This window comes from Paenibacillus tyrphae (genome assembly GCF_000722545.1).
Classification (GTDB): domain Bacteria; phylum Bacillota; class Bacilli; order Paenibacillales; family NBRC-103111; genus Paenibacillus_G; species Paenibacillus_G tyrfis.
Window position 1 is genome coordinate 518,086 of record NZ_JNVM01000006.1, and the last position, 23,094, is coordinate 541,179.

At 55.6% G+C, this 23,094-nt stretch carries 21 protein-coding genes and 1 pseudogene; 2 read left to right on the forward strand and 20 right to left on the reverse strand.

Annotated elements, in window-relative coordinates; all coding sequences use genetic code 11:
• The 8 genes and pseudogenes from ET33_RS09280 to ET33_RS09315 form a co-directional block, all read right to left on the reverse strand.
• Positions 1-690, reverse strand: a pseudogene (locus ET33_RS09280) (dihydrolipoamide acetyltransferase family protein); the annotation flags it as partial.
• A 301-nt stretch (positions 691-991) separates the two neighbouring features.
• Positions 992-1,207, reverse strand: coding sequence for a hypothetical protein (locus ET33_RS09285; RefSeq protein ID WP_051775201.1), 216 nt, complete (start codon positions 1,205-1,207; stop codon positions 992-994).
• Positions 1,208-1,222: 15 nt separating this feature from the next.
• Complete coding sequence (locus tag ET33_RS09290; RefSeq protein WP_036679700.1) at positions 1,223-1,654, reverse strand: GNAT family N-acetyltransferase; 432 nt, start codon at positions 1,652-1,654, stop codon at positions 1,223-1,225.
• A 150-nt stretch (positions 1,655-1,804) separates the two neighbouring features.
• On the reverse strand, positions 1,805-3,202 hold the full coding sequence (locus ET33_RS09295; RefSeq protein WP_051775202.1) for a M28 family peptidase: 1,398 nt from the start codon (positions 3,200-3,202) through the stop codon (positions 1,805-1,807).
• A 167-nt stretch (positions 3,203-3,369) separates the two neighbouring features.
• Positions 3,370-4,047, reverse strand: coding sequence for a VOC family protein (locus ET33_RS09300; RefSeq protein ID WP_036679705.1), 678 nt, complete (start codon positions 4,045-4,047; stop codon positions 3,370-3,372).
• A gap of 27 nt (positions 4,048-4,074) precedes the next feature.
• Positions 4,075-4,989, reverse strand: coding sequence for a YitT family protein (locus ET33_RS09305; RefSeq protein ID WP_036679945.1), 915 nt, complete (start codon positions 4,987-4,989; stop codon positions 4,075-4,077).
• Between the two features lie 174 nt (positions 4,990-5,163).
• Complete coding sequence (locus tag ET33_RS09310) at positions 5,164-5,595, reverse strand: winged helix-turn-helix transcriptional regulator (protein WP_063761627.1); 432 nt, start codon at positions 5,593-5,595, stop codon at positions 5,164-5,166.
• 67 nt (positions 5,596-5,662) lie between these two features.
• A complete protein-coding gene (locus ET33_RS09315; protein WP_036679708.1) occupies positions 5,663-6,382 on the reverse strand; it encodes a class I SAM-dependent methyltransferase in 720 nt (239 codons plus the stop codon).
• Positions 6,383-6,630: 248 nt separating this feature from the next.
• Here ET33_RS09315 and ET33_RS09320 point away from each other — a divergent pair, with 248 nt between their 5' ends.
• Entirely contained in the window at positions 6,631-7,320 is a 690-nt protein-coding gene (locus ET33_RS09320) for a hypothetical protein (protein ID WP_036679710.1), read from the forward strand.
• Positions 7,321-7,432: 112 nt separating this feature from the next.
• On the opposite strand, the gene trxB is transcribed toward ET33_RS09320, so the two are convergent.
• The 8 genes from trxB to ET33_RS09360 all read right to left on the reverse strand — a co-directional run bounded on the left by trxB (position 7,433) and on the right by ET33_RS09360 (position 17,188).
• On the reverse strand, positions 7,433-8,374 hold the full coding sequence (gene trxB / locus ET33_RS09325; protein WP_036679713.1) for a thioredoxin-disulfide reductase: 942 nt from the start codon (positions 8,372-8,374) through the stop codon (positions 7,433-7,435).
• A 141-nt stretch (positions 8,375-8,515) separates the two neighbouring features.
• Positions 8,516-10,336: a S9 family peptidase gene (locus ET33_RS09330; protein ID WP_051775203.1), complete on the reverse strand. Its 1,821-nt coding sequence runs from the start codon at positions 10,334-10,336 to the stop codon at positions 8,516-8,518.
• Positions 10,337-10,351: 15 nt separating this feature from the next.
• Positions 10,352-11,329, reverse strand: coding sequence for an ABC transporter ATP-binding protein (locus tag ET33_RS09335; RefSeq protein WP_036679715.1), 978 nt, complete (start codon positions 11,327-11,329; stop codon positions 10,352-10,354).
• Between the two features lie 6 nt (positions 11,330-11,335).
• Positions 11,336-12,331 (reverse strand): ABC transporter ATP-binding protein, encoded by a 996-nt coding sequence (locus tag ET33_RS09340; RefSeq protein ID WP_051775204.1) that lies wholly within the window; start codon positions 12,329-12,331, stop codon positions 11,336-11,338.
• Between the two features lie 8 nt (positions 12,332-12,339).
• Positions 12,340-13,266, reverse strand: a complete 927-nt coding sequence (locus ET33_RS09345; protein WP_010495885.1) for an ABC transporter permease — start codon at positions 13,264-13,266, stop codon at positions 12,340-12,342.
• Positions 13,267-13,287: 21 nt separating this feature from the next.
• On the reverse strand, positions 13,288-14,205 hold the full coding sequence (locus ET33_RS09350) for an ABC transporter permease (protein WP_010495884.1): 918 nt from the start codon (positions 14,203-14,205) through the stop codon (positions 13,288-13,290).
• A 74-nt stretch (positions 14,206-14,279) separates the two neighbouring features.
• Positions 14,280-15,818: an ABC transporter substrate-binding protein gene (locus ET33_RS09355; protein WP_036679718.1), complete on the reverse strand. Its 1,539-nt coding sequence runs from the start codon at positions 15,816-15,818 to the stop codon at positions 14,280-14,282.
• A 20-nt stretch (positions 15,819-15,838) separates the two neighbouring features.
• The gene (locus ET33_RS09360; RefSeq protein ID WP_036679720.1) at positions 15,839-17,188 is read right to left on the reverse strand and encodes a M20/M25/M40 family metallo-hydrolase; all 1,350 of its coding nucleotides are present in this window, start codon (positions 17,186-17,188) and stop codon (positions 15,839-15,841) included.
• Between the two features lie 186 nt (positions 17,189-17,374).
• On the opposite strand from ET33_RS09360, the gene ET33_RS09365 reads away from it, so the two are divergent.
• Positions 17,375-18,685, forward strand: coding sequence for a helix-turn-helix domain-containing protein (locus ET33_RS09365; RefSeq protein WP_081890262.1), 1,311 nt, complete (start codon positions 17,375-17,377; stop codon positions 18,683-18,685).
• 137 nt (positions 18,686-18,822) lie between these two features.
• Here ET33_RS09365 and ET33_RS09370 read toward each other — a convergent pair whose 3' ends face one another.
• The 4 genes from ET33_RS09370 to ET33_RS09385 form a co-directional block, all read right to left on the reverse strand.
• A complete protein-coding gene (locus tag ET33_RS09370) occupies positions 18,823-20,118 on the reverse strand; it encodes an amidohydrolase (RefSeq protein WP_036679723.1) in 1,296 nt (431 codons plus the stop codon).
• A gap of 137 nt (positions 20,119-20,255) precedes the next feature.
• Positions 20,256-21,422: an MFS transporter gene (locus ET33_RS09375; RefSeq protein ID WP_036679725.1), complete on the reverse strand. Its 1,167-nt coding sequence runs from the start codon at positions 21,420-21,422 to the stop codon at positions 20,256-20,258.
• Positions 21,423-21,452: 30 nt separating this feature from the next.
• Positions 21,453-22,478: an EthD domain-containing protein gene (locus ET33_RS09380; protein ID WP_235206672.1), complete on the reverse strand. Its 1,026-nt coding sequence runs from the start codon at positions 22,476-22,478 to the stop codon at positions 21,453-21,455.
• Positions 22,479-22,635: 157 nt separating this feature from the next.
• Positions 22,636-22,947, reverse strand: a complete 312-nt coding sequence (locus ET33_RS09385) for an ArsR/SmtB family transcription factor (RefSeq protein ID WP_036679728.1) — start codon at positions 22,945-22,947, stop codon at positions 22,636-22,638.
• Positions 22,948-23,094 lie beyond the last annotated feature (147 nt).

Below are 23,094 nucleotides of genomic sequence, written 5' to 3' on the forward strand. Positions count from 1 at the left end.
TCAATCCAAGGAGTCTTCCGGGCCGTACGCCTCCAGATTTTCCTTGACCCGCTGCAAAAAGCGCCCACAAACGACCCCGTCCAAGATGCGATGGTCCAGCGCAAGGCACAAACGGACCATCGAACGCACGGCGATTCGGTCGTCGACGACAACCGGCTTTTTGACGATTGATTCGAATGTTAAAATCGCGGCCTGCGGGTAGATAACGGTCGGAAAAGAAGAGATCGAGCCGAACGCTCCCGTATTGTTGACCGTGAACGTGCCTCCCTGCATGTCGCTTGGCGATAGCTTGCCTGTACGCGTCAATTGAGCCAGTTTGTCGATTTCCAGCGCCAGTCCGGCGATATTTCGGAGATCGGCACCCCGGATGACCGGGGCCAGCACCGAGTCTTCCGTCCCGACCAGAAGCGAGAGATGGATGTCCCGCTTCACGATAATTTTATCGTCCGCCCACATGGAATTCATGATCGGATAGTCCTTGATTGCCCGGACGACCGATTGGATAAAAAAGGCAAAGTACGTCAAGTTGACGCCTTCTTGCCGCAAAAAGTCGTCTTTGAGCTTGCTGCGCAGCAGGACCAGATTCGTTACGTCCGCTTCGATAACCGTCAGGGCATGTGGAATCTCCGTCACGCTCCGCAGCGTGCGTTCGGCAATCGTCCTTCGGATAGGCGTCACGTCGATGGCATAATCGGCAAGCTCCTCCTGCCGCTGAGGCACGGTCATTTCCATAACATTGGACTGGCTCACGATGTTTCCTCCAATCTTTGTTCTAAACTCACCCTCTCCCCACGAAGTCTTCACAAAAAGTTAGTATGTAATCATAGGATCAGGTACTAATTCTAATCCAATCGTACCCCTAAGAAAGACGGGTGTCAACTCCGGTATTTCGGTTCATTTCGTATCCCCAAGCCGCAAAAAAAGAGCGCTGACAGATCCATCGGTCGAACCTGCCAGCGCCCAAGTCTGCCTCGCCGAAAACTCGTTATCCTTACGGCCAAATCACCGCTTCTTCCCGGCTTAACGGCCTGTCGTATAAATTATTGCTCATCTGGCCCGAGTAGACGATATGCCGGACCACTTTGCCTTTATCACAAAAAACGACGATCCTATCGGCATCGTCATTGGACAAATATTGATCGGTCCAGTTATAGCCCACAGTGGTGTTGATGGTTTGCGGATCGGTGTAAGGCCCAAAGACGTACACCTTGTCCCAAGCATGCTACAGCTCTTTTCGGAAAACTTGCTGCGTCTTCGTATTTTCGAATCCTGCGTGCTTGTAAAATTGGTGGGCCTCCACTCGGGTGACGTTGACCCGGACGCGAAGCTCCTGGTACCCCTTCGTTCTCGCCCATTCCTCGCAATGTCGTACCAACTGCTTGCCGATCCGCTGGCCTCTGAACTCCTGATCCACGACCAGGCCTCCGATTTCAGCGTAGGGCGGAGATTCGACTAGCAATCTCCCATGCGCATGAATCCAGCCGACGAGCTTGCTCTGCGCTTCCGCCACGATCACGACATGATCGTCCGCATTCAGAATCGGAGCCAATCTTGCTTCGATTTGCTCCGAGTTAGCAGGGTAGCCTAATTGACCGGATAACCGGGCAATCTCCAGGCTATCCTGCGGCACGGCTTTCCGGTAAAGCAAGTCCATTTCGTCTCATCCCCTGTCTCTGTTCTATTCTTCTTTTATACCGTCAGCAAATAGTTTATCACATCATCCTCCCTAAAAAATAACACTTGCTTGCGGCAAGCCGGAAACGCGAAAAAGGACCGGGCATAAGCCCAGCCCCTACGAAGCGTATCAAACCGGAGGATTCGGATCGAACGGATAGTTCACCGGCGTAAAGAAGTCCTTGTATCGTTTGAATGACGGCGTCGTCGGCGACAAGATCTCCGCTACGGAGTTGCCGACAATCGTTGCGACGTTGGCCAATTTGTCCTTGCTGATTTTATCGATGGTGTCGTACCGGGTATGGTATTCGGGCTCGGCAGGAGAATGGGTATACAAAGCGGTGGCGACTCCCCGCTGGTAGAACGGAACATGATCGCTCCGTCCGAACCGGCCGTACGGAATAACCCCGGATAATCTGGAGGCAAAGGTCGCACCCAAGTCGGTGACCACGTTTTTCTGTCCATTCACCGTGTACATGCCCAAAGTGCCAGAATTTTTGCTGCCTACCATATCGAGTTGAAAATGCCCGATGAACCGGCCGATATCCGTGGAGCTGAGCGAGTTGGCATAGGCTTGAGAGCCGTATAAGCCGTATTCTTCCGCGCCGAACGTCAGGAAGCGGACCTCCGAATCCCGCTGGGTACCGGCGACGGCCCGTGCAACCTCCAGCACAACGCCTACGCCGGAAGCATCGTCGTTCGCTCCGGGGCCTGCGGACACCGAGTCGTGATGGGCGCCAACCGTAACCAGATCGCTGGTCGTTGGCGTCGTATTGGGCCCAAGCGTAGCTATGACGTTATAGGAGGTGGCAGCCATGGCGGCTACGCCTTGAACACTGAGACGTACCCGGGGAGCGCCGTTTACCGCCGTCTTTTGCTTCAAGGCTTGCGCGTCTTTACCCGAAAGGCTGACGGTCGGAAGGGAAAGGGTGCTGAATTGCGTATCCGAAATCGAGGCATCGGAGGAAGGATTGTAAAGAATGACGGCCACGGCGCCCTGGTCTGCGACGTTGGCAATTTTTGCATTGGTGTCGATTTGGCCCGCTTCGATCAGAGCTATTTTTCCCTTGAGCTCAAGACCTTTCAAATCCTGCGGCGTGCCTTTTTTCGCATCGACAACCTCGCCGCTGACATCGCCGCCTTGCGTGTTTTGCAGGGCTTGCGGGGCAAGCTGCTCGCTTGCCAGTCCATGAGCTCCTTCGATCGTCAGTTGAATGCTGCTTGGGGCGGTAAATTTGGGGAAGGTAAAGGACTGCAAGGTGACCGTATAGCCGTACTTCTCGAACTCGCCTTTGATGTACTGCACCGCATTGTACTCATTTTGCGTCCCGGCTACCCTCGAAGACGCGGCCAAGCGCGAAACGTGGTTAAAGATGGCGTCTCCATTCACAGTAATGGCGGTAGGCGAGCCATGGACGACAGCGCCTTCGGGTCCGGCCTCCGGAGGAGCCGCTAACGCGAGTCCTGCGCCCGACCCCCAGCAAAGGCTGGCTGCCAAAAGAAAACGCGACCAAAAAATTCCTTTCATCATGTCACTCCTTTTTGTTGTGAAATGTAATACGCTTCTACTTTATTGCGGCGGCCAACTCAAATATGTATGCATTTTTGGAATGAACGAATGAAAAAAGCGCAGCCATCTTCCCGTAAACCGGGGAGGCTTGCGCTTTTGAATAATTAACCTATGTTTAATTTTATTTAATGAATCACGCTCTCGATCCGATACGGCTTCGGTCCGAGCTCGATACTGCCGGCACGTTCCGTCTGAAGCTTAACCGTCGTCGGAAAAATGCCGGGCATCCGCTCATCCGGAAACCAAGGGCGCTTGATATCGATCACGATCAGCAGACCTTCCACATTGCCGACCGCGGCAAATTGCAGGCCGTCTCCGCTCCATTTCTCCAGCGAAAACGATTCGTGCAGCTCCCGGAGGGCGGCTGGCAGATCCTCGACCGGAAGCCCGATCTCGCTAATCCGTAAAATATCTTTGGACGAGAAAGGCTCGTTGGTTGCATTGCTCAAGGAATGGTGAGCGATCAATTCGACGAGATTGCCGTCCGGATCGTAGAAATATAAAGCCGTGGCATTCCAATTCGGAAAAGGATATTGCACGGCATCGTCTTTGGCAATCGGCTCGATTCCTTTGCTGCGTACCCATTCGAGCGCTTCATCCGCTTTATTGTCGGGAATCGTGAAGGCGATGTGGTAGTAAGCTTGCTCCCGGTCATCCGCAATAAAAGTAAGCTTGGATTCCCCCGCCTGAATCACCAGCGAATCCGCACTCTCTTCAAGCACGGGAAGCTGAAGCGTATCGCAATAGAACTGTTTTGTCGCCTCGTAATTGGAGGAGTGCAAAATCACTTCGCGTATTTTCATTTCGATCTCTCCTTCGCGATAGATAGGTCACGAGAAGACTTTCGACGCGTCCCTTCCTGCCCGCGGAACCAAGGGATAGCTGTGGAACCCTTGTCCGTACACTTCGCTGGCCTCGCTTAGAATGACGAACGCTTGCGGATCTACCGTGCTGACGATCCTCTTAAGCGGCGCAATGTCGGCATTCCTCAGGACGACCATCAGTACCCCGCGGGGTTCCCCGGTATAGCCGCCCCAGCTTGTGAACCGGGTCAAGCCGCGGTCCAATTCCAGCAAAATCGCGGCGCGCAGCGTCTCTTCGCGTGTTTGATCCGTAATGATAAAGGCTACCTTGGAATCCGAGGCCGAGTGGACCAGCTCCAGCGCCTTTTTGGTTAAAAACAACCCGATCCATGCATACAGCGCCTTCTCCGGCGAAAAGACGATCGCAGCCATTAAAATAACAGCAAAGTCGAGGATCATCAGCGCCTTTCCCAGCCCGATGCCGAGCTTGCGGTTCAGAAGCAGCGCCACGATCGTAAACCCGCCGGAGGAGGCGTTGCCTTTGAAAATCAAGCCCAGCCCGAGCCCTGTCCCGATGCCGCCATAAATGGCGGCCAGCAGCATGTTGTCGGTCAGCGACGGCACGCCTTCGGTCAACAGGATACACAAAGGCAGCAGGAAGGAGCCCAATACCGTTTTGACCGCAAATCCCCGGCCGAATACCGCCGCTCCCGCCAGAAGCAGCGGCACGTTGATCAGCCATTGGCTGATTGCCGGCTTCAAGCCCGTTACATATTCGAGGACGGTGGACAAGCCGGTCACACCGCCCGCAGCAATCTGATGCGGATGCTGAAACATGTTATAGCTGATTGCCATCAGCAGGCAACCAATTGTCAAATAAGCCATCTGCACTCCGAAGGCCGCCGCACGGCCATACCCGGAAGTGCCGCGATCCTGTTTCATGTTGCCTTGCACACTCCCTGCTCTTGGATGTAGTTCTTCATCTTTTTATCATGAATGCTACACCCCCGCAAGAGCGCAGTGCACCGCGAATTCGCTGTATAACGCCTACGCCGCAGTGCTTTCACACTTTCTTGCAGTACAGCAATCCGCTCAACTCCGGCTTGCTTTCAACCGTTATCCGATCTGCAGCATGTCGCGTTCTGCGTAGCGTCCGCCGTTCATTTCACCGGTGACCTCCATAGCCTCCGGACCGTTGATATGCATCGCCAATTTCTGAATTTCGCTCACCACTTCGCGCAGCGCCTGCCCTTTCGCTGTCAGCTCATAGTCAATACGTACCGGAATTTGGTTGCTTACCTGTCGGATAACAATGCCTTCAAGCTCCAGATGCTTCAACCGCTCAGACAAGGTGCGGGAATTCAGGTTCAGCAGCAGGGCGATTTCCGTAAACCTAGTATAGCCGTCAAGCAGCGCGGATATGATTTGCAGATTCCAACGCGTTCCGAGAAAATGATAAGCTGCCGAGCAATCAGAATGATTCGGTTCAGCACCCGTTTCCGACAGGTCATGAAGCGGACGGGCCGCCTGTTTGCCGCTATGTACCATGAGGGCTTCCTCCCTTCTCGCAAGGATTTATATACTTTTTAAACTTTTATGTTTATAAATTATGGTATCAGTTTGCGAATTTGTCAATCACTTCTTCGCTAGCCTTTTTCCGACCCGCCATGACTACGAAATTAAAATATTTGTAAATGCAGTCTACGTCCGAAAATCCGGCCTGCTTCAGCCAGACAAGCTGCTCCTCCAAGGTGGACATCTGATCCAGCTTGGTCCGTTCGTAAGCCGCCGAAATTTCAGCCGCAGACAGTCCGCTGCTCTCTACCTTGCAGCTCCAATCCTGCTTATACCGCTGCTCCAACGCAGGCGTGCTTCCCAACACCTGATCCGCATTAATAAACAGTCCGTTGTCGTTCAGCAAGGCGTAGGCGGTACGGTATACCTTTTGCTTCTCGGCATCGGCAAGATGGTGAATCGAAAGGGACGAGATGACGATGTCATACTTCTCCCGGTACTCGCAGGTTGTGTAATCCCCGACAATGTACGTGACATTCGGCACGCCGCTAAATCTCGTCCGGGCCACGTCCAGCATAGGACCGGAAAGATCCACGAGAGTCAGCTTAGCCCGAGGGTGCTTCTCCAACATGAACGCCGAAAATAAGCCGGTGCCCGCGCCCAAATCCAAAATGCTCAGAGCATCGTTCCCCTCGTCCGTTAACGAAACGGCAATTTGGTAAAAGTCATCGAAGCAAGGAATCAATTTGCGCCTTTGGCGGTCGTATGCGCTTGCGGCTTCGTTAAACTGTTCCATAAGCTGCTTTTTGGTATGGCCCATCTCGGTTCCCTCCAGAGAAAAAGATTAGAAGATTGCTTTAGCGATAGTATAAGCAAAGTACAGTTATAACGAAAATATATTAAACTTATAAAATATATAGTTAATAACTATTAATATGTGCTGATCAGCATAGCTTAACTGGGTATACCCACAATATAGTTCTTTTTTTTGGAAATATATTTAAATATTGGGTTCAAAATGGTATTATTATAGAGTAAAATTATTCCAAAAATCAGGAGGTTTGGATCATGAAAAAAACATTTCTTGTCCTGCTGGTCTTCATCACATCGCTTAGCGCATCCTTGTCCGCATCTGCTGCAAATCGGGATTCCTGGATTAAGTGGTATACGCAATCCTCGACTTATTCGGGAATTGTCGGGGAGCTTATCGTTCCATCAAATGTGAATGCAACCAATGGCAGCGTTTTAAACTTTCAGTTAGGTTTGGGCGACTATGTTGAAGGCGGAATTTCTTATACAGCCGGTAAGTATAAGGCCTTCATCAACACCGGGTACCACGCTTGTAAAAACACAGGAAAATCGGATAGCGAATGCGCCCCCTACTGGAGATCCGAATTTTTGAATGTGCAGCCGTCGCCAGGGGAAAAAATTACCGTCAAAATTGTCAATAACGGAAATAGTACTTTTGATTTTTATGTCAACGGATCAAGGGTGATTAACGGCGCCGACTGGGGGACAAGAAAACACTTCCTTACGATACCTGCAACAACGCAAGTTAAACAAATGCACATTACAACCGACACGGATGGAAAAACGCACTATTCCAACGCGTCATGGCAAAACGTTAAGATGAGAGCCAATGCCACTGGCAGCACTTACACGGATTGGAACGGCAGTACGCCGGTTATCGCTGCCCATCAAAACCAAACTGATTTTATCATTCATAGCAGATATGATCCATTGAAAACATCGCGATAAGATGATTATGCGGATAAGTATTTAAACAAAGGAGCTGCGATTCCGCAGCTCCTGAGAAAAACAACCGCCCCGGAGCCGTCACAGACGCCAGGGTCAGTCCAATCCGATTCGATTATAGCGCGAGCTCCTTCAGCTCGGCCGACTCCAGAAATCTCTCGCAATCGAGCGCCGCCATGCAGCCTGTGCCCGCTGCGCTGATCGCCTGCCGATACCGGCTGTCCTGAACGTCACCGCATGCGAATACGCCGGGAATGTTCGTTTCCGTCGTACCGGGCTTCACCAGCAGGTAGCCGTGCTCGTCGGTCGTCAGCTGGCCGTCCAGAAACTTCGTATTCGGCGTATGGCCGATCGCTATGAAGATGCCGTCCGTTTCGACGATTTCTTCCTCGCCAGTGTCGTTGTTTCTCACCTTAAGCCCAGTCACACCCCGTTCGCCCGCGATGACTTCCAGCGGAGTCCGGTTCAGCTGCCAGCTGATTTTCTCATTGGCGCGCGCCCGCTCCTGCATGATCTTCGACGCGCGAAGCTCGGTGCGCCGGTTCACCAGAACGACCTCCGAAGCGAAGCGGGTCAGGAAGTTCGCCTCTTCCATGGCCGAATCCCCGCCGCCGATGACGATAATTTTTTTGCCCCGGAAGAAGAAGCCGTCGCATGTCGCACAGGTGCTTACCCCACGGCCGACGTTTTCCTTTTCTCCCGGAATGCCGAGGTATTTCGCGGAAGCTCCTGTCGATACGATCACCGTTTCCGCTTGAATATCGCCCATGCCTTCGACCGAAAGGGTAAACGGCCGCTTGGAGAGATCGGCTTTGTTCACCCATCCCGTCCGGAATTCGGCGCCGAAGCGTTCGGCCTGCTTGCGCATATTGTCCATTAATTCGGGGCCCATGATTCCTTCCGGGAAGCCCGGGAAGTTCTCGACCTCGGTCGTCGTCGTCAGTTGTCCCCCCGGCTCCGGACCTTCGATCACCAAAGGCTTCAATCCCGCTCTCGCCAAATAAATAGCCGCCGTCAACCCTCCGGGGCCGGTTCCGATAATTACGCTATTGTACATGATGTGTTCCTCCTTCATACTGCCTATCCTTAAGCTTTATCATATCTCCCTCGGAGACAGGTTGCATGAAGGTTTGATTAAGGTCACATGAAGGATTCATGAAGAAATCGCCAGCGGCGGAGCCGTTCCTCCGCCATGCGGCTATGCTTCGAGATATTCCCGGAAAAAGCGGACAATTTCCGTATTCATCGCGATGTGATTTTCCATTTTTTCCGTTTGATGCCCTTCGTCCTCGAAAATAATCAGCTTCGCTTCTTGACCGCGGGCCCGCATGTCCGCATACATCTGCTCCGCCTCGCTGACCGGGACGCGCGTATCGTTGCGGCCGTGGAAAATGAGCAGCGGCACCTTGATGTTCTGCGAATGGTTGAGCGGGGCGATCTCCTCGAAGAAGTCCGAATCGTCCGCCAGCGTGCCGTATTCCGCTTCGCGCAGCGCTCTGCGCCATTCCCCGGTGTTTTCCAGAAACGTGCGGAAATGCGAGATGCCGACGATGTCCACCCCGGCCGCCCATAAATCCGGATAATGGGTCAGCGCAGCCAGCACCATAAATCCGCCGTAGCTTCGCCCCATAACGCCGATTTTGCCGGTGTCGACCGTCGCGAAACGGCTCAAGTCCTTCACCATCCACGCCAGATCGGCCACCGCGTCCATCCGTTTTCTCGCGTTGTCGAGGTTCAGGTACGTTTTGCCGTAGCCCATACTGCCGCGGACGTTAGGCGTCACGACGTTAAAGCCTTGCCCGACCAAATATTGAATGACCGGGTGAAATTCGAACCGGATCTGCGATTCCGGCCCGCCATGCACGTACACCACCGTAGGCGCGGGCCCACTTTCCTTCGTCTGCTCGGCGCTTCCGGCCGGCCGGTAATAAAAGTACGGCACCTCCACCCCGTCAAACGAACGGAACGTGTACAGCTCGGCTTCCTGCCACAGATGCTCGATCGTCTCCGACCTGCCGAACGAGGTGAGGCGCCGGAGCGTCTCGCCCTTCAGCTCGTAGCGCCAGATGTCCCCCGGCAGCACCGGGCTTTTCAACGCGAAAATCAGCTCGTCGTCATTCAGCCACGACAGCGACTGAATCACGCCGCGCGGCAGTTCCACCGCCGTGGATTGTCCGCCTTCCACCTCGTACAGGTACAGCGCGGAAATGCCGCCTTCGTTCACGATGTATGCGATCCGGCTGCCGTCCGGCGACAGCTTCGCCGCCTCGATATCCCACGCCGGGACATGGACGAGCAGCTCCGCCCCCGCCCGCTCCGGCGAAAAACGGTATAGCGCCATCGTGTTCTCGGCCGCATTGGTCACCAAGTACCCCGTGCCGTCCTTTGCGAGCTGCACCGAAGCGTAATCGCCCGCCCCCGGCACGCCGATCTCCCGGATCGCGCCGCTGCGCAGATCAAGCACGTGAAGCGACTGGACCACATTCGTCACATCGGCCAAAATCAGCAAGCCGCTGCCGTCCGGCAGCCAGCAGAGCGGTACGCACCGGCCCTCATGCCGGTAAACCTCCTCGACCTGCTTCGTTTCGACGTCCTGCACGAAAACATCGAACAGTCCGGGACCCCGTCGGTTGCTGGAAAATGCAATTTTTCGCCCGCAGGGAGACCAGTCTCCGACATTGTGAAAATGCTGTGGGGAAACCGTTAGCTCCTGCACGTCCAGCGTGTCGTTGTTCAGCACATAAAGCTGCTGCTTCTCGTTCCCCTTATGATCCATCCCAATAACCGTACGCGAACCGCACGGAGAGTGCTTGGCTTCCACGACCCGGTCGGGCAGCTGGATCACCTGCTCGCAGCAGTCCGTCGCCGCATCCCAGCTCCACAGCTGAGGTAGGCCGGTTTTCTTGGTCAAAAACGTAACTCGCCCGCGCCCCGGAACCACTTGCGGCTGATAGGCGGACAGTACGGTAAGATAAGCGTGCAGCTTATCGTTTTGCTCGGTCAAAGCTTTCGATTCCATCGGTTGGTCGCTCCTTTATAGCGGAAAATGGCAAGCCGCCAAATGGCCTTCCGCTTGCCGCTCCAAGGCAGGCGGCGCGCTGCGGCAAATGTCCTGCGCGTAAGGGCAGCGCGTATGAAAGCTGCAGCCCTTCGGAGGGTTCGCCGGATTGGGCAGATCGCCCTGCAGAATGATGCGCTCCTTCCGCTGCGTCGGATCGGGCACCGGAACGGCCGATAGCAGCGCTTGCGTATACGGATGGCGGGGGTGCGCAAACAAGGAATCGCGGTCCGCCAGCTCGACGATTTTGCCCAAGTACATGACGGCGATGCGGTCGCTGATATGCTTGACCGCCGGCAGCCCGTGGGCGATGAAAATATAAGTCAGCTTCAGTTCCTTTTGCAGCTTCTTGAGCAGATTCAAAATTTGCGACTGGATCGACACGTCCAGAGCGGACACCGCCTCGTCGCATACGATCAGGCTCGGATTCAATGCGAGCGCCCGGGCAATCCCGATGCGCTGCCTCTGGCCGCCGCTGAATTCGTGGGGATGCCGCGACATATGGTGCTCGTCCAAGCCGACCAGCCGCAGCAGCTCGACGACCCGCTCCTTCAAAGCTGCGCCTTTGTACAGACCGTGCACCTCCAGCGGCTCGGCGACGATGTCCTCGACCTTCATTCTCGGATTGAGCGACGAGTACGGGTCCTGGAAAATGATTTGCAGATGGCGGCGCACCTTGCGCACGTCCTCTTTGCCGAGCGCCGTTAAGTTCCGGCCCTCAAACCAGACTTCGCCTGCCGTCGGCTCCAGCAGCTGCAAAATAAGCTGGCCCGCCGTCGACTTCCCGCACCCGGATTCGCCTACGATCCCGAGCGTCTCCCCGCGGTTCACGGTAAAGTCGAGGCCGTCTACGGCATGCACAACCCCTTTTTGCCGCGAAAACAAGCCTTGCTTATAAGGAAAATGCTTTTTTAACCCTTTAACTTCCAATAGTAGCTGGCTCGTTTGGCTCATGTCAAATCACTCCTTACTGTAGAAGCAGCGCGCCCAATGGCCTGCGGCAACGGGTTCAAGCATCGGGACGTTGGACTTGCAGTGCTCGGTTGCGACCGGACAGCGCGGGTGGAACGCGCAGCCGCCCGGCATGTTCAGCGGATTGGGCACCGAGCCGTAAATGGAGTCCAGCTCTTCGCGCTGCTCGTCAAGCTTCGGCAGCGAGCCGAGCAGTCCTTTCGTATACGGGTGCCTCGGGCGGGCGAACAGCTCGAACACGTCCGCTTCCTCCACGACCTCGCCGGCATACATCACGACGACCCGGTCGGCCATCTCCGCGACGACGCCGAGATCGTGGGTGATCAGCACAACGCCCGTATCCCGGTCCTTGCTCAAGCCTTTGAGCAGCTCCAAAATTTGCGCCTGAATCGTCACGTCAAGCGCGGTTGTCGGCTCGTCGGCGATCAGCAGCGCCGGATGGCAAGCCAGCGCCATCGCGATCATGACGCGCTGCCGCATACCGCCGGAGAGCTGATGTGGGAAATAATCGACGACTTTGTCCGCCTGCGGGATGCCGACGCTCTCCAGCATGGCGATGCTTTTCGCTCTTGCCTGTTTTTTGTCCGCGTTCTGGTGATTGCGAAACACCTCGCCCAGTTGATTCCCGATCGTGAATACCGGGTTCAGGGATGTCATCGGCTCCTGAAAAATCATCGAAAGCTTGTTGCCTCTGAGCTTGCGCATTTCTTTATGACTCTTGCCGAGCAGATTCTCGCCTTCGAGCAAAATCTCCCCGCCGACTACTTTGCCCGGCGAAGCGACGAGTCCCATAATGGACAGGGACGTGACGCTTTTCCCGCAGCCGGATTCGCCGACGATGGCGAGCGTCTCCCCTTTCGATACCGTGAACGAAACCCCATTGACGGAAGCGACGACGCCTCCCTCGGTTTTGAAATGGGTTTTTAAGTTTTTAACTTCCAGCAGTGGCGCCAACGGTTTCACCTCGATTCGTGTCGTGTACATCCCGCGAGTCAAGATTCTTTCGTTTTCATTCGCGGGTCCAATATATCGCGCAGCCAGTCGCCGAGGAAGATGATCCCCAGCACGGTAATCGTAATGGCGATGCCGGGGAACGTCGCGACCCACCAGCTGGTGGCCAGATACTGTCTGCCGTCGCTCAGCATACCGCCCCACGTGACGGTCGGCGGCTGAATGCCCAGACCGAGAAAGCTTAAAGAAGCTTCCAATATAATGGTCGTGGCGATGCTCAGCGTGGACACGACGATGAATGATGATACGACGTTAGGCAGAATATGCTTGAAAATAATCCGTACGTCGCGCGAGCCGACGGCGCGGGCCGCTCGCACGTAATCGCGCTCCTTGACGCTGAGCACTTCCCCCCGGATAATGCGCGCGTACTTGACCCAGTTGGTGACCCCCAGCACGAAAATGAGCGAGAACAAGCCGGGACCGAGCACCGCAAGAATCACAAGCATGAATAAAATGTTCGGAATCGCCAGGAAGGCGTCGACGATCCGCATTATGATCCGGTCGGTCCAGCCTCCGTAATATCCCGAGACCAGCCCCAGAATGACGCCGATCGTTCCGGCAACGGCCACGGCGCATACGCCGACGAGCAGCGAGATTTGCGAGCCGTAGATGATGCGGCTGAGGACGTCGCGTCCCAAATTGTCCGTGCCCAGCGGATGATCCGCCGTGCCTTTCGCCATCCACATCGGAGGCAGCAGCCGCTTGGCCGCACTCGTCTTGGCAGGATCGTGCGGGGCCACGGCGCCCGCAAAAACCGCCATGAACAAGACCGCAACGACGATGATAAATCCGATGGTGCCCGTCTTGCTCTTCAGCAGCGAACGGACGATGCGCGCCGCCTTGCCGGGACGCTTCGATGCGGATGCTGCGCCGACCTGTCCGCTTTGCGCTTCTATCGATACGCTCATGTGTGCGCTCGCCTCCTGCGTTTAATTGAATTTGATGCGCGGATCCAGCAGCCGGTAGACGAGGTCCGCGAGCATGTTGCTGAGAATGACCAAGAACGCGATGACAAACACCGCAGCCTGCACAATGGCCATATCCCGGGTATTGACCGCTTGAATAATGAGCTGCCCCATGCCGGGCCACGCATAGATCGTCTCTGTAATGAGAGCCCCGCTGATCAGCGTGGAAATTTGCAGCGCCATGATCGTGACGACCGGAATGAGCGAGTTGCGGAACGCATGCTTGTAAATGACAAGCTTCTCGGCTACGCCCTTGCTGCGGGCGGTTCGAATGTAATCCTGTCCCAAAATTTCCAGCATACTGGAGCGGATCAAACGCGTCATTTCGGCGGCGATCCCCGTGCCGAGCGTCACCGCGGGCAGGACCAGATGCAGCAGCGTGCCGCGGCCGGACACCGGGAACATCCCCAAATTCACGGAGAAGAGAAGAATAAACATAATGCCGAGCCAAAAATGCGGCATCGCCTTGCCGAGCACCGCCGCTCCGGTAGCGAACACGTCCCAGAACGAATTGCGCTTGGTCGCGGAAATGATGCCGAGCGGAATGGCGATAACCGTCGCGACAAGCATCGCCGCAGCCGCAAGCTCGAACGTCGCCGGCAGCCGATCCAGCACGATCGGCAGCGCAGGCTGGTGGTAGCGGAACGAATTGCCGAAGTCCCCTTGTACCAATTGCGCCATAAATTTGAAATATTGAACGTACAGCGGCTGGTCTAGGCCGAGCGCCGCGGTCAGCGCCCTACGGTCTTCGTCCGTCGCCGTGTCCGGAAGCATCAGCGTGACCGGATCTCCGGAGACGTGGACGAGCAGGAACACGATCAGGGAGATCAGAAACAGCACGGGGATGAACTGCATAATCGACTTCACGAAAAATTGCCTCACGGTGTACCTCCCAAGGACAGGATGGAATGACAAAGGGGTCTGCGACTGAGACCCCTCGAACAAGTTAGGTTAGCCTACTTCAAAATAATTTCGTCCGCATATGTGATTTCGTCGATTCTCGGAGTAAATTCTATGCGTTTGTTGATGCCGTAGTTCGCGCCCAATTGCAGCAATGGAATTTGCGGACGGTCCTTGGCTAAAATGTCCTGTGCCTGCTGGAACTGCTTCTCCCGCTCCTGGGCGTTCATATTTTTCTCTGCGTCGCTCAGCAGCTTCATCACTTCGGGATTGTTGTACCCTGTATCCGGTTTCAGACGCTTGTACAGCAGCGCGGCGTCGAACATCGAGTTGGAGTACGCGACAAGGAACATATCGCCGGTCGTACCGGCATTGCGTTTTTCGTTGAATTTGCTCGATTCCAAAATTTCCATCTTCACCTTGATGCCGACCTCTTCCAGCATCGCCGCGATCAGCTCCGACGTTTCCTTATCCTTGAGCGACTTACCTACCGAGCCGGTGAAGCTGATCGTAAGACCGTTTTCAAAACCGGCTTCCTTCAGCAGCTGCTTGGCGCGCTCGGGATTGTAGTTCGACTTGCCGAACAAATCCGGCTTCGCTCCGAAGATGCCCGGGATAATCGGCGTCAGCGTTTCTTTGCCGTCGCCTTCGAACAGGCTGTCGATAATCGCTTTTTTGTTAATCGCCAGATCGATGGCCTCGCGCACGCGCGGATCGGCCGTCGGGCCGCTTGTCGTACGCAGCGACAGCAGCATGACGCGTGTCGTCGGACCGCTGATCGTCTGAGTCGAGTTGACGTTGTTAATCCGTTTCATATCGGTCGGCGGAATCTGCACCGCGATGTCGACTCCGTCGGTCAGCAGCTCGGAGACCCGTGTCGCTTCCTCCGGAATCGAGCGGAACACCAGCTTGTCCCATTTCCCTTTTTCGCCGAAATAATCGTCGTTTTTCACCAGAACAACGCGGTCGTCGCGAATCCATTCGGAGAATTTGTACGGGCCGGTGCCGACAGGCTTTTTAAGAAACTCGTCCCAGCCTTTTTCCTGAATATATTTGGACGGCAGCATGCTGGAGCCGAGGCGGGACAGGCGCGACAGCAGAACCGGCTCCACTTCGTGGGTAATGACGTCGGCCGTCAAATCGTCGACCACCTTCACTTCCTTGATCTGCTTGTAGTTGCCGTTCTCCACCAGCTTGGCGTCTTGGGCGACGCGCTCCAGCGAAAATTTCACGTCGGCCGCCGTAAACGGATCGCCGTTCTGGAATTTGACGCCCGGGCGCAATTTGAACCGCCAGGTGGTCGGGTTCACATTTTCCCACGATACGGCCAGATCGGGCTGAAATTTGCCTTCTCGGTCCCGCTTGACCAAGTAGTTGAACATGTTGACGTGAACCGACTCCGTGCTCGTAAAGCCATGGTTGTGGACGTCGAAGCCGAGAATGTCGCCGCTTCGGGCAATGGTCAGCACCTTCTCCTTCGCTTTTCCGCTCCCCTGCTGCCCGCCTGCGCCCGCCGCATCCGGTTTGCTGCAGCCGGCAAGGCCGACCGACAACGCAAGAACCAGCGCCAAACTGATGGATGTAAACCTTTTCACAAATGTGTCCCCCTTCAGGATTACTCTTGGATGGAAAAGTCTTCGATAATGGCCGCGATATGCTTGATGCCTTGGATATAATCCTCGACGGCGATATTTTCATTCGGGGCATGGTTATTCGAAGCAAAATGCCCGACCCCGACGGAAACTGCAGGAATGCCGATGCGCTGGCACAAAATGTACATTGGGCCGGTCGCGGGCGACATCGGCTTCAGCGTCGGCTCCGTCCCGTAGACCTGCTTGGCCGTCCGGACGACCGACCGCGCCAGAGCGTTATCGAGCGGCGTACGGGCCGGATACGTCATCGTATACGGAATCGCTTCGATATCGGCGAAGCCGTGCTCGTCCAGGTGCCGGCGCAGAAGCCGGAATATTTCGAACGGGTCCTGGTTGGGCACGAGACGAAAATCCAGCTTCACTCTCGCTTCGGACGGCAGGACCGTCTTCTTGCCCTGGCCGGTATAGCCCGATTGAAACCCGCACACGGTACAGGTCGGCTGGTAAATCAGCTTTTCTTTCAGCGGCAGACCGGACAGCCCGAGGACGAACGAGTCCAGACCGAACTTCTCCAAAGTGCTTTCTTCGTCGTAATCCATTTGCTTGAGCACTTCGATGTCCGTTTCGGACAAGGTAGCCACCTTATCGTAAAAGCCTTTGATATGTATGCGTTCGTCCGGCGTTTTGAGCGTGTTCAGCGCCCAGATTAACCGCCAGGCCGGATTTTCGATGACGGCCGCGTGCGAGGAATGCATCTCCGTATTCGCCCCCCGGCACACGAGCTCGACGTAGCACATGCCTTTTACCCCGAAGCTAGCCTGCAGGCTGCCGTCCGCGTTCTTGTAGCCGAACTCCCAGATGCAGCCGTCCGCTTGCACAAGCTCCCTGTGCCCGTCGACGAATTCGCGGAGATGCAGGCTGCCGATCTCTTCTTCGCCCTCAATAACGAACTTCACATTCAGCGGAAGCCCGCCCCGCACCGCCGTATAGGCATGCACCGCAGCGAGCCGGGCGGTCAAATTGCCTTTGTTGTCTGTGACCCCCCGGGCATAGATGCGTCCGTCCCGGATTTCGGCGGCAAAAGGCGGCGAGTCCCACAGCTCCACCGGGTCTTCCGGCTGCACATCGTAGTGGTTATAAAAAGAGAGCGTTTTCTTTTTATCGTTTGCAAACTCGCCATAAACGACCGGGTAGCCGGAAGTGTCGATCCGCTTCGCGCGGCCGCCGATCTCCCGGATCAGCCCCTCCACCATCTTCGCGGTTTCCGCCATCCCCCGGTTTTGCGCCGCAACGCTCGGCTGGCGGCATAACGCCTGCAACCAGCGGATGTACTCGTCCTGGTGCCGCTCGATATAGTCAAAGACGTCCTGCAAGAATAACCACCCCCGATTTAGTGGAAAAATTCCCTTAATAGTCCCTTAATAAACTATAAAACATGTGCTATGATAGTGTCAACAAATAAAAATCGATCCGGACCCGCATTTCAGAAGGATTTTTACAGGCTGCTCCGAAACTGGAATAGGTCCGGCATTTTACATTCGGAAAGGACATCAAACGATATGATTGCCAGAGTTGGAGCCGTCGGCCCGAAAGATTCGATCGACCTGATTCGCGAGATCGGCCAAGAGTTTCAAGACCGGTTGACGATCGTTCCGTTCGTCTATCAGAACGTAAGCGAAACGGCGAATATCGTCCGGCGCGAAGAACATCACATTGACCTATGGGTATTTTCGGGACAAGCCCCTTACGCGATCGCTCAGGAGCAGAACATTAAGCAAACGGCGCTTTTCCCGCAGTTAAACGGGTCCTCCCTGACGAAGGTGCTGCTCGAAATCGTATACCGCGACCGGCTGCAGCTCGGGCGTGTCAGCTTCGATACGATCCTGCCGGAGCATTTCTACGAAACCTGCGCGGAGTCGGATCTGGCTTACGACGCCATTCCGCTGCTGTCGTATACCGGCTTCAAGCCGACCGAAGAGCTGGTCGCCTACCACTCCGGACTGTTCGCTCAAGGCAAGGTCGACGCCTGCGCCACCTGCTTGAGCCGGGTGTACGAGGAGCTGAAGTCGCGGGGCATTCCCGTATACCGGATTACACCCAACCGGATGACGATCCGCACGATGCTCCATCTGGCCAGCACCGCGGGCGAAACCATGCATTTCAAAAAATCGCAAATCGCGGTCATGTTCATCGATATCGAGGAACCGGAAAAGCTGATCGGGCAAAACAAAAGCTCCTACGACGTGCGCCGTCTGGACCTCCAGCTTCAAGAGACGATTCTGGGCCATGTCGAGGCGCTGTCCGGCTCCTTCGTCGCCCTCGGCAACGGCAAATATATCGTCTTCACGACCCGGGGAGCGTTCGAAACGGCCGAGGAGAGCGCCCATCCTTCCGTGCTGCTCGAAAAAATCGCCTTGCTCACCGACCTGAAAACGAACATTGGCATCGGATTCGGCGTCACCGCGCTGGCTGCCGAACGCAATGCGCAGATCGCCCTGCAGCATGCCAAAAAAATCGGCAACTTCTGCGCCATTCTGGTCACCGACACGGGAGATATCGAAGGTCCCCTGCGGCAGACCGGCAGCATCAACTTCAACTATCGGACGGAAGATATCAAGATAAGCGAGCTGCTGAAAAGAGCGGGCGTGACGATCACGACCTACAACAAGCTGCTGTCCGTCCAAAAAAACTTGGGGCAAAATTCGATCAGCGCCCCCGACATCGCCGAATGGCTCGGCATGACCAAGCGGAACGCGCGCCGCATCCTCGGCGACTTGGAAGAGCACGGCCTCGTCGAGCTCATCGGCGAGGAAGCGCCGACCAGCCGCGGCCGTCCGCGCAAAATATTCCGCGTCAAGGAGCTGCACTAATCGTTCGCCGCAACCGCTACCGCCCGCCAACGGCGCTTACGCACGGCGCCGCTTTCGCGGGCGGACGGTCAGGTTAGCGCTTTCATAGAATAACACACCCGATTTGTCCCCGCCTGGACCCCTTCTTCTTAGACTCATCAGTCCTGACATGCCAATACAAGCCGGACCAAAATTTCCGTCCCGATCAGCAGCACGTCCTCGTCAAAATCGAAGCGGACCTGATGGTGCCCGTCGGTCAGCGGCGAGCCGAACAGCAAGTAAGACGCTTGACCGCCCTGCTTCTGCACGCGGTTCATCATATAGACCACATCCTCCGAGCCGCCTAAATCCATTCTCGGCACGAAAGACTTGACACTGCCCATCTTCTCCGCTTCCTGCCGGATGAGCGGAATTAACCCGGGACTGCTCTCGGCTCCCGGCGCTTCGCCGACGATCTCCCATTCGCAGGCGACGTCGTGCAATTTGGCCGTCTGCTCCAGAATGCGGATCGTCTCCTCTTTCATAAAATCGTTCAGCTCGGTCGTCTCGCCGCGCGTTTCCAGCTCCATCACCGCTTTGTCGGCTACGATGTTACGGCCCGAGCCCGCTTTGAGCGTGCCGACGTTAATCCGGGTCGCCCCTTCGCTGTGGCGGCTGATGCCATTCAAATGCACAATCGCCGAGGCCGCGGCCAGCAGGGCATTGCGCCCTTCCTCCGGAGCCGCGCCCGCATGGGCCGCTTTGCCGGTGAAGACGGCGTTGATCTTGGTCGTCGCCAAGAAGCCTCCGACCGCGCCGACGATTTCGCCCAGCATTTTGCTTCGGAAGGCGATGTGGCCGCCGAACAAATAATCCACGCCGTCGAGCCATCCGGCATCGACCATCGCTTTGGCCCCGCGGCTGCCCTCCTCGGCAGGCTGGAACAGCAGGCGGATTTCTCCGGTCAGGCGTTCCTTGCATCCCGCCAGCAGCTCCGCCACGCCAAGCCCGATCGCTGCATGTCCGTCATGCCCGCAGGCGTGCATCATGTTCTCGTGGCGCGAAGCGAAGCCTTCCCGGACGGGACGGTGGTCGGCGGCGGCGCACTCCGTCAGGTCGTTGGAATCGATGTCGAAGCGCAGCGCTATGACAGGTCCCGGCTTCCCCGTCCGAATGACTCCTACGACGGCCGTATGACCGTCCCGCATCCGTTCGACCCAGCGCGGATCGGCCCCTTCCTCAATCGCTCTGTTCTCGTGGTACCACAGCACTTCGGGCTGGGGAACGCCCATGCGCGAAGCGGATTTGCACGCTTCCTCCCGCACGTGAACATGGTACCCCAACCGGCTCAATTGTTCCGCGATAATCGCCGCCGTGCGGTATTCCACCCAGCCCGATTCGGGGTACATGTGAAAGTCCCGCCTTCTTTGTATGAGCTTGCTTTTGATGCGCAGCACTTCCTGACTGATGTCCATCGGTTTATAATCCTCTCCTGTGCGAAACCTGACTGGCATTTTATTAACGGAATAATTCCTTAATAGTTCCCAATTAAAATATAAAATTTAATACCGCTTCTGTCAACAAGAAGCGGTATTATCCGGGAAGCCAGTTATTATTTTTGCTTTCCAGCCAAGAGAGAGAGTAAAAACGAGGCTGCGGCGAGTACCAAACCCAAAATAGCGACCCCCGGCCATCCTGCCAAATTCCAAGCGGCGCTGCTTGCGGCCGATCCAAAGGCGCCGAACAGAAAAAGGCCCGTCATATAGACGGTATTGATCCGGCTGTGCGCACCGGGCTCTAGAGCAAAAATGACCGACTGATGGGAAACCATCGCCGTCTGAACGCCCGCATCCATCAGCGCCACCCCCAGGCCCAGTCCCGGGATCGTCGGGTAAACGGCAAAAAGCGCAAATCCCGCCAGCGTCAATAAAGCGCCAAGCCCCCGAGTGCTGCCCGGGCCGCGTTTATCGGCGATACGTCCGGCAAGCGGAGCAGCCAATATTCCCGCGAGTCCAATGATTCCGAAGAGTCCGGCCACATCGCTGCCTAAATGATAAGGAGGTCCTTGCAGCAGCAGGGATAGCGTAGCCCAAAAAGCGGAAAAGCCGGCGAACAGGGCACCCTGAGCGACAACGGCCCGCCGCAATTGGGGATACGACCGGACCAGTTGGACAAGCGAAAGCATCAGGCGTTTGTAAGAGTATGTTTTCTCTGGCTTGAATCGCGGCAGTTTTACGGCAAGCATCGCGCCGATTGCCACAGCGATACCCGCGCCCAAGAAGTACATGGCGCGCCAGCCAAAGTGCTCACCCACCAAACCGCTCAACGTCCTGGCAAGCAAAACGCCCGCAAGTAAACCGCCCATGACCGTCCCTACCATACGGCCCCGCACTTCCGGCGGCGCCAGCTCCGCGGCAAGCGGAATGATGTGCTGCGCGATCGTGGCGCTCGCCCCAACTACAACGGACGCCACCAGCAACAGCAACGGGGATGGAGCCAAAGCCGCTGCGACGAGAGCGAGAACCAGCCCCGCCGTTTGCCATAAAATCAGCTTCCTTCGGTCAAGCGTATCGCCAAGCGGAACAAGAAGCACCAGGCCAAGCGCGAAGCCGAGCTGGGTTGCGGCCGGAATGAAGCTTACGCTGTTGGCGCCCTCGCCATAGCTATGGGCCATATGCCCTAACAAAGGTTGGTTGTAATAAATATTTGCGTTGGAGAAACCTGCGGCTGCGGCCAAAAACAAGGTAAGACCACGGATGCCCCGCCCCTTATCGCTCATATTGCCTTCCCCTTTCTTTGCCGGGGCGGATTACTTGATCGTCGCGTGTTCCGGATACACCCGGTTCACGACATTGTAGTTCAGTCCGGTCCAATATTCGGATGCTTTCGGGTCGGCGATCCGGCGCTCGTCTTTCTCGATTTCGCTGTAATCATCGGTCATCAGAAAATCCTCTACATCGTTCATATTGGCAAAAGCCATGATCGTAATACCGTCAATTCCGCTTGAGGCGGGATGCCAGAACGGCTCCCCTTCGGATACCGGACCTATATTATGAAGCTGAACGTAACGCTTGACGTATTTGTGCGCCGCAGACTTCGCCAGTACCAGATTCGCATGCTTACGGAGCCAGTCCTCCTGAAACTCCTCTCGGCTCATGCCCTCTTGTCTTCGGTGAATCTTCACGAGCAGGATCGGGTCGCGCTGCGTTGCGCTCGGCAATATAATGTGCTCTGTCGCAATAACAGGGGCCAACTCGCGGAAAATGGCCTGGTCTTCAGGAACAATTTTCGTCCGGAGATTCTCTTGGCTGAAAACGGCTTTCAAATCGTCGGGGGTGCTAAAAGCAAGATAGGCCATGCCATCCCAATCCGGTCGTCTGTATTCCGGAATGTGACCGATGACCGTATCGTACAGCTCGCCGTTTGCGTCGGTCGGGGCCACGTAAGGCGGCGGGGTAAACTGGGTCGGACCCGCGGAAATGCGATGCACCTGATCGTATCGGGCCAAGTGCTGGATCTTTCCCTCCTCCGTGTCCTGCGCATAAATAAAGCGGGGGCCGTGAACTTTGCGCCAATACTCCGCCCATTTTTCATAACTGGTATTCGGATCGCCCCCTAATGCAAGCTTCTGCGAGGGATCCGCAGGGTCGGCAACCGCCTTTCCTTCCTGATCAAGAAGGGTATTCGGATCTCGTCGGCGTTGATCCAGCGGCGTGTTGTCGGCGCGGGACAACAAGGAGGCCAGAACGGTCATTGGCTCCCGGAGAGACCGGTAATTCTCAAGATAAGGCGAACGATGGGAAAACTCACTCTCGCGTGGCGAATGCTGTTTCATGATACTCGCTCCTTTTGAAATTTTTGTTGGCATGGACTCCATTTAGATACCAAGGCGAATCCAACTTTTCGTCCGCATTTCTCAATATGTATATATCCAGAAATTTAGATATATAACTGCAAAAAATAAGAAGGCAGTGCCCGACGAACAGGCGTGCCTACAATTCATTCCGCATATATTCCGTAAATTCCCGCAGCAATTGTTCATTTCTTCGGTAATAGGTCCACTGGCCGTAACGTCTGGATTCCAAAAGTCCTGCTTTTTGCATCATGGACAAATAGCTCGAAACAACGGATTGCGTTAACTCGGTTTTGGCTTGAATACTGCCTACGCAAATCCCCCCTTTGAAATCGGCATCTTTGGGCAAGTAGATTTGAGGGCCAAAATGTTGTTCCGGATGCTTTAGCCATTCCAAAATTTGACGACGGGCTTCGTTAGACAACGCTTTAAATATCATCGTGGTATCCATAGCTTTACTATATCTATTTTTTCAGATATGTCAATGTCTATATTTCGATGGCGCTGTTCTACAAGCCAAGTCCGGGTCCAGAACCGGCGTGACTTTGCACATCCGTCAAGAAAAGAAAGAGGCAACTCAACCGCCTGCTCTACTCGA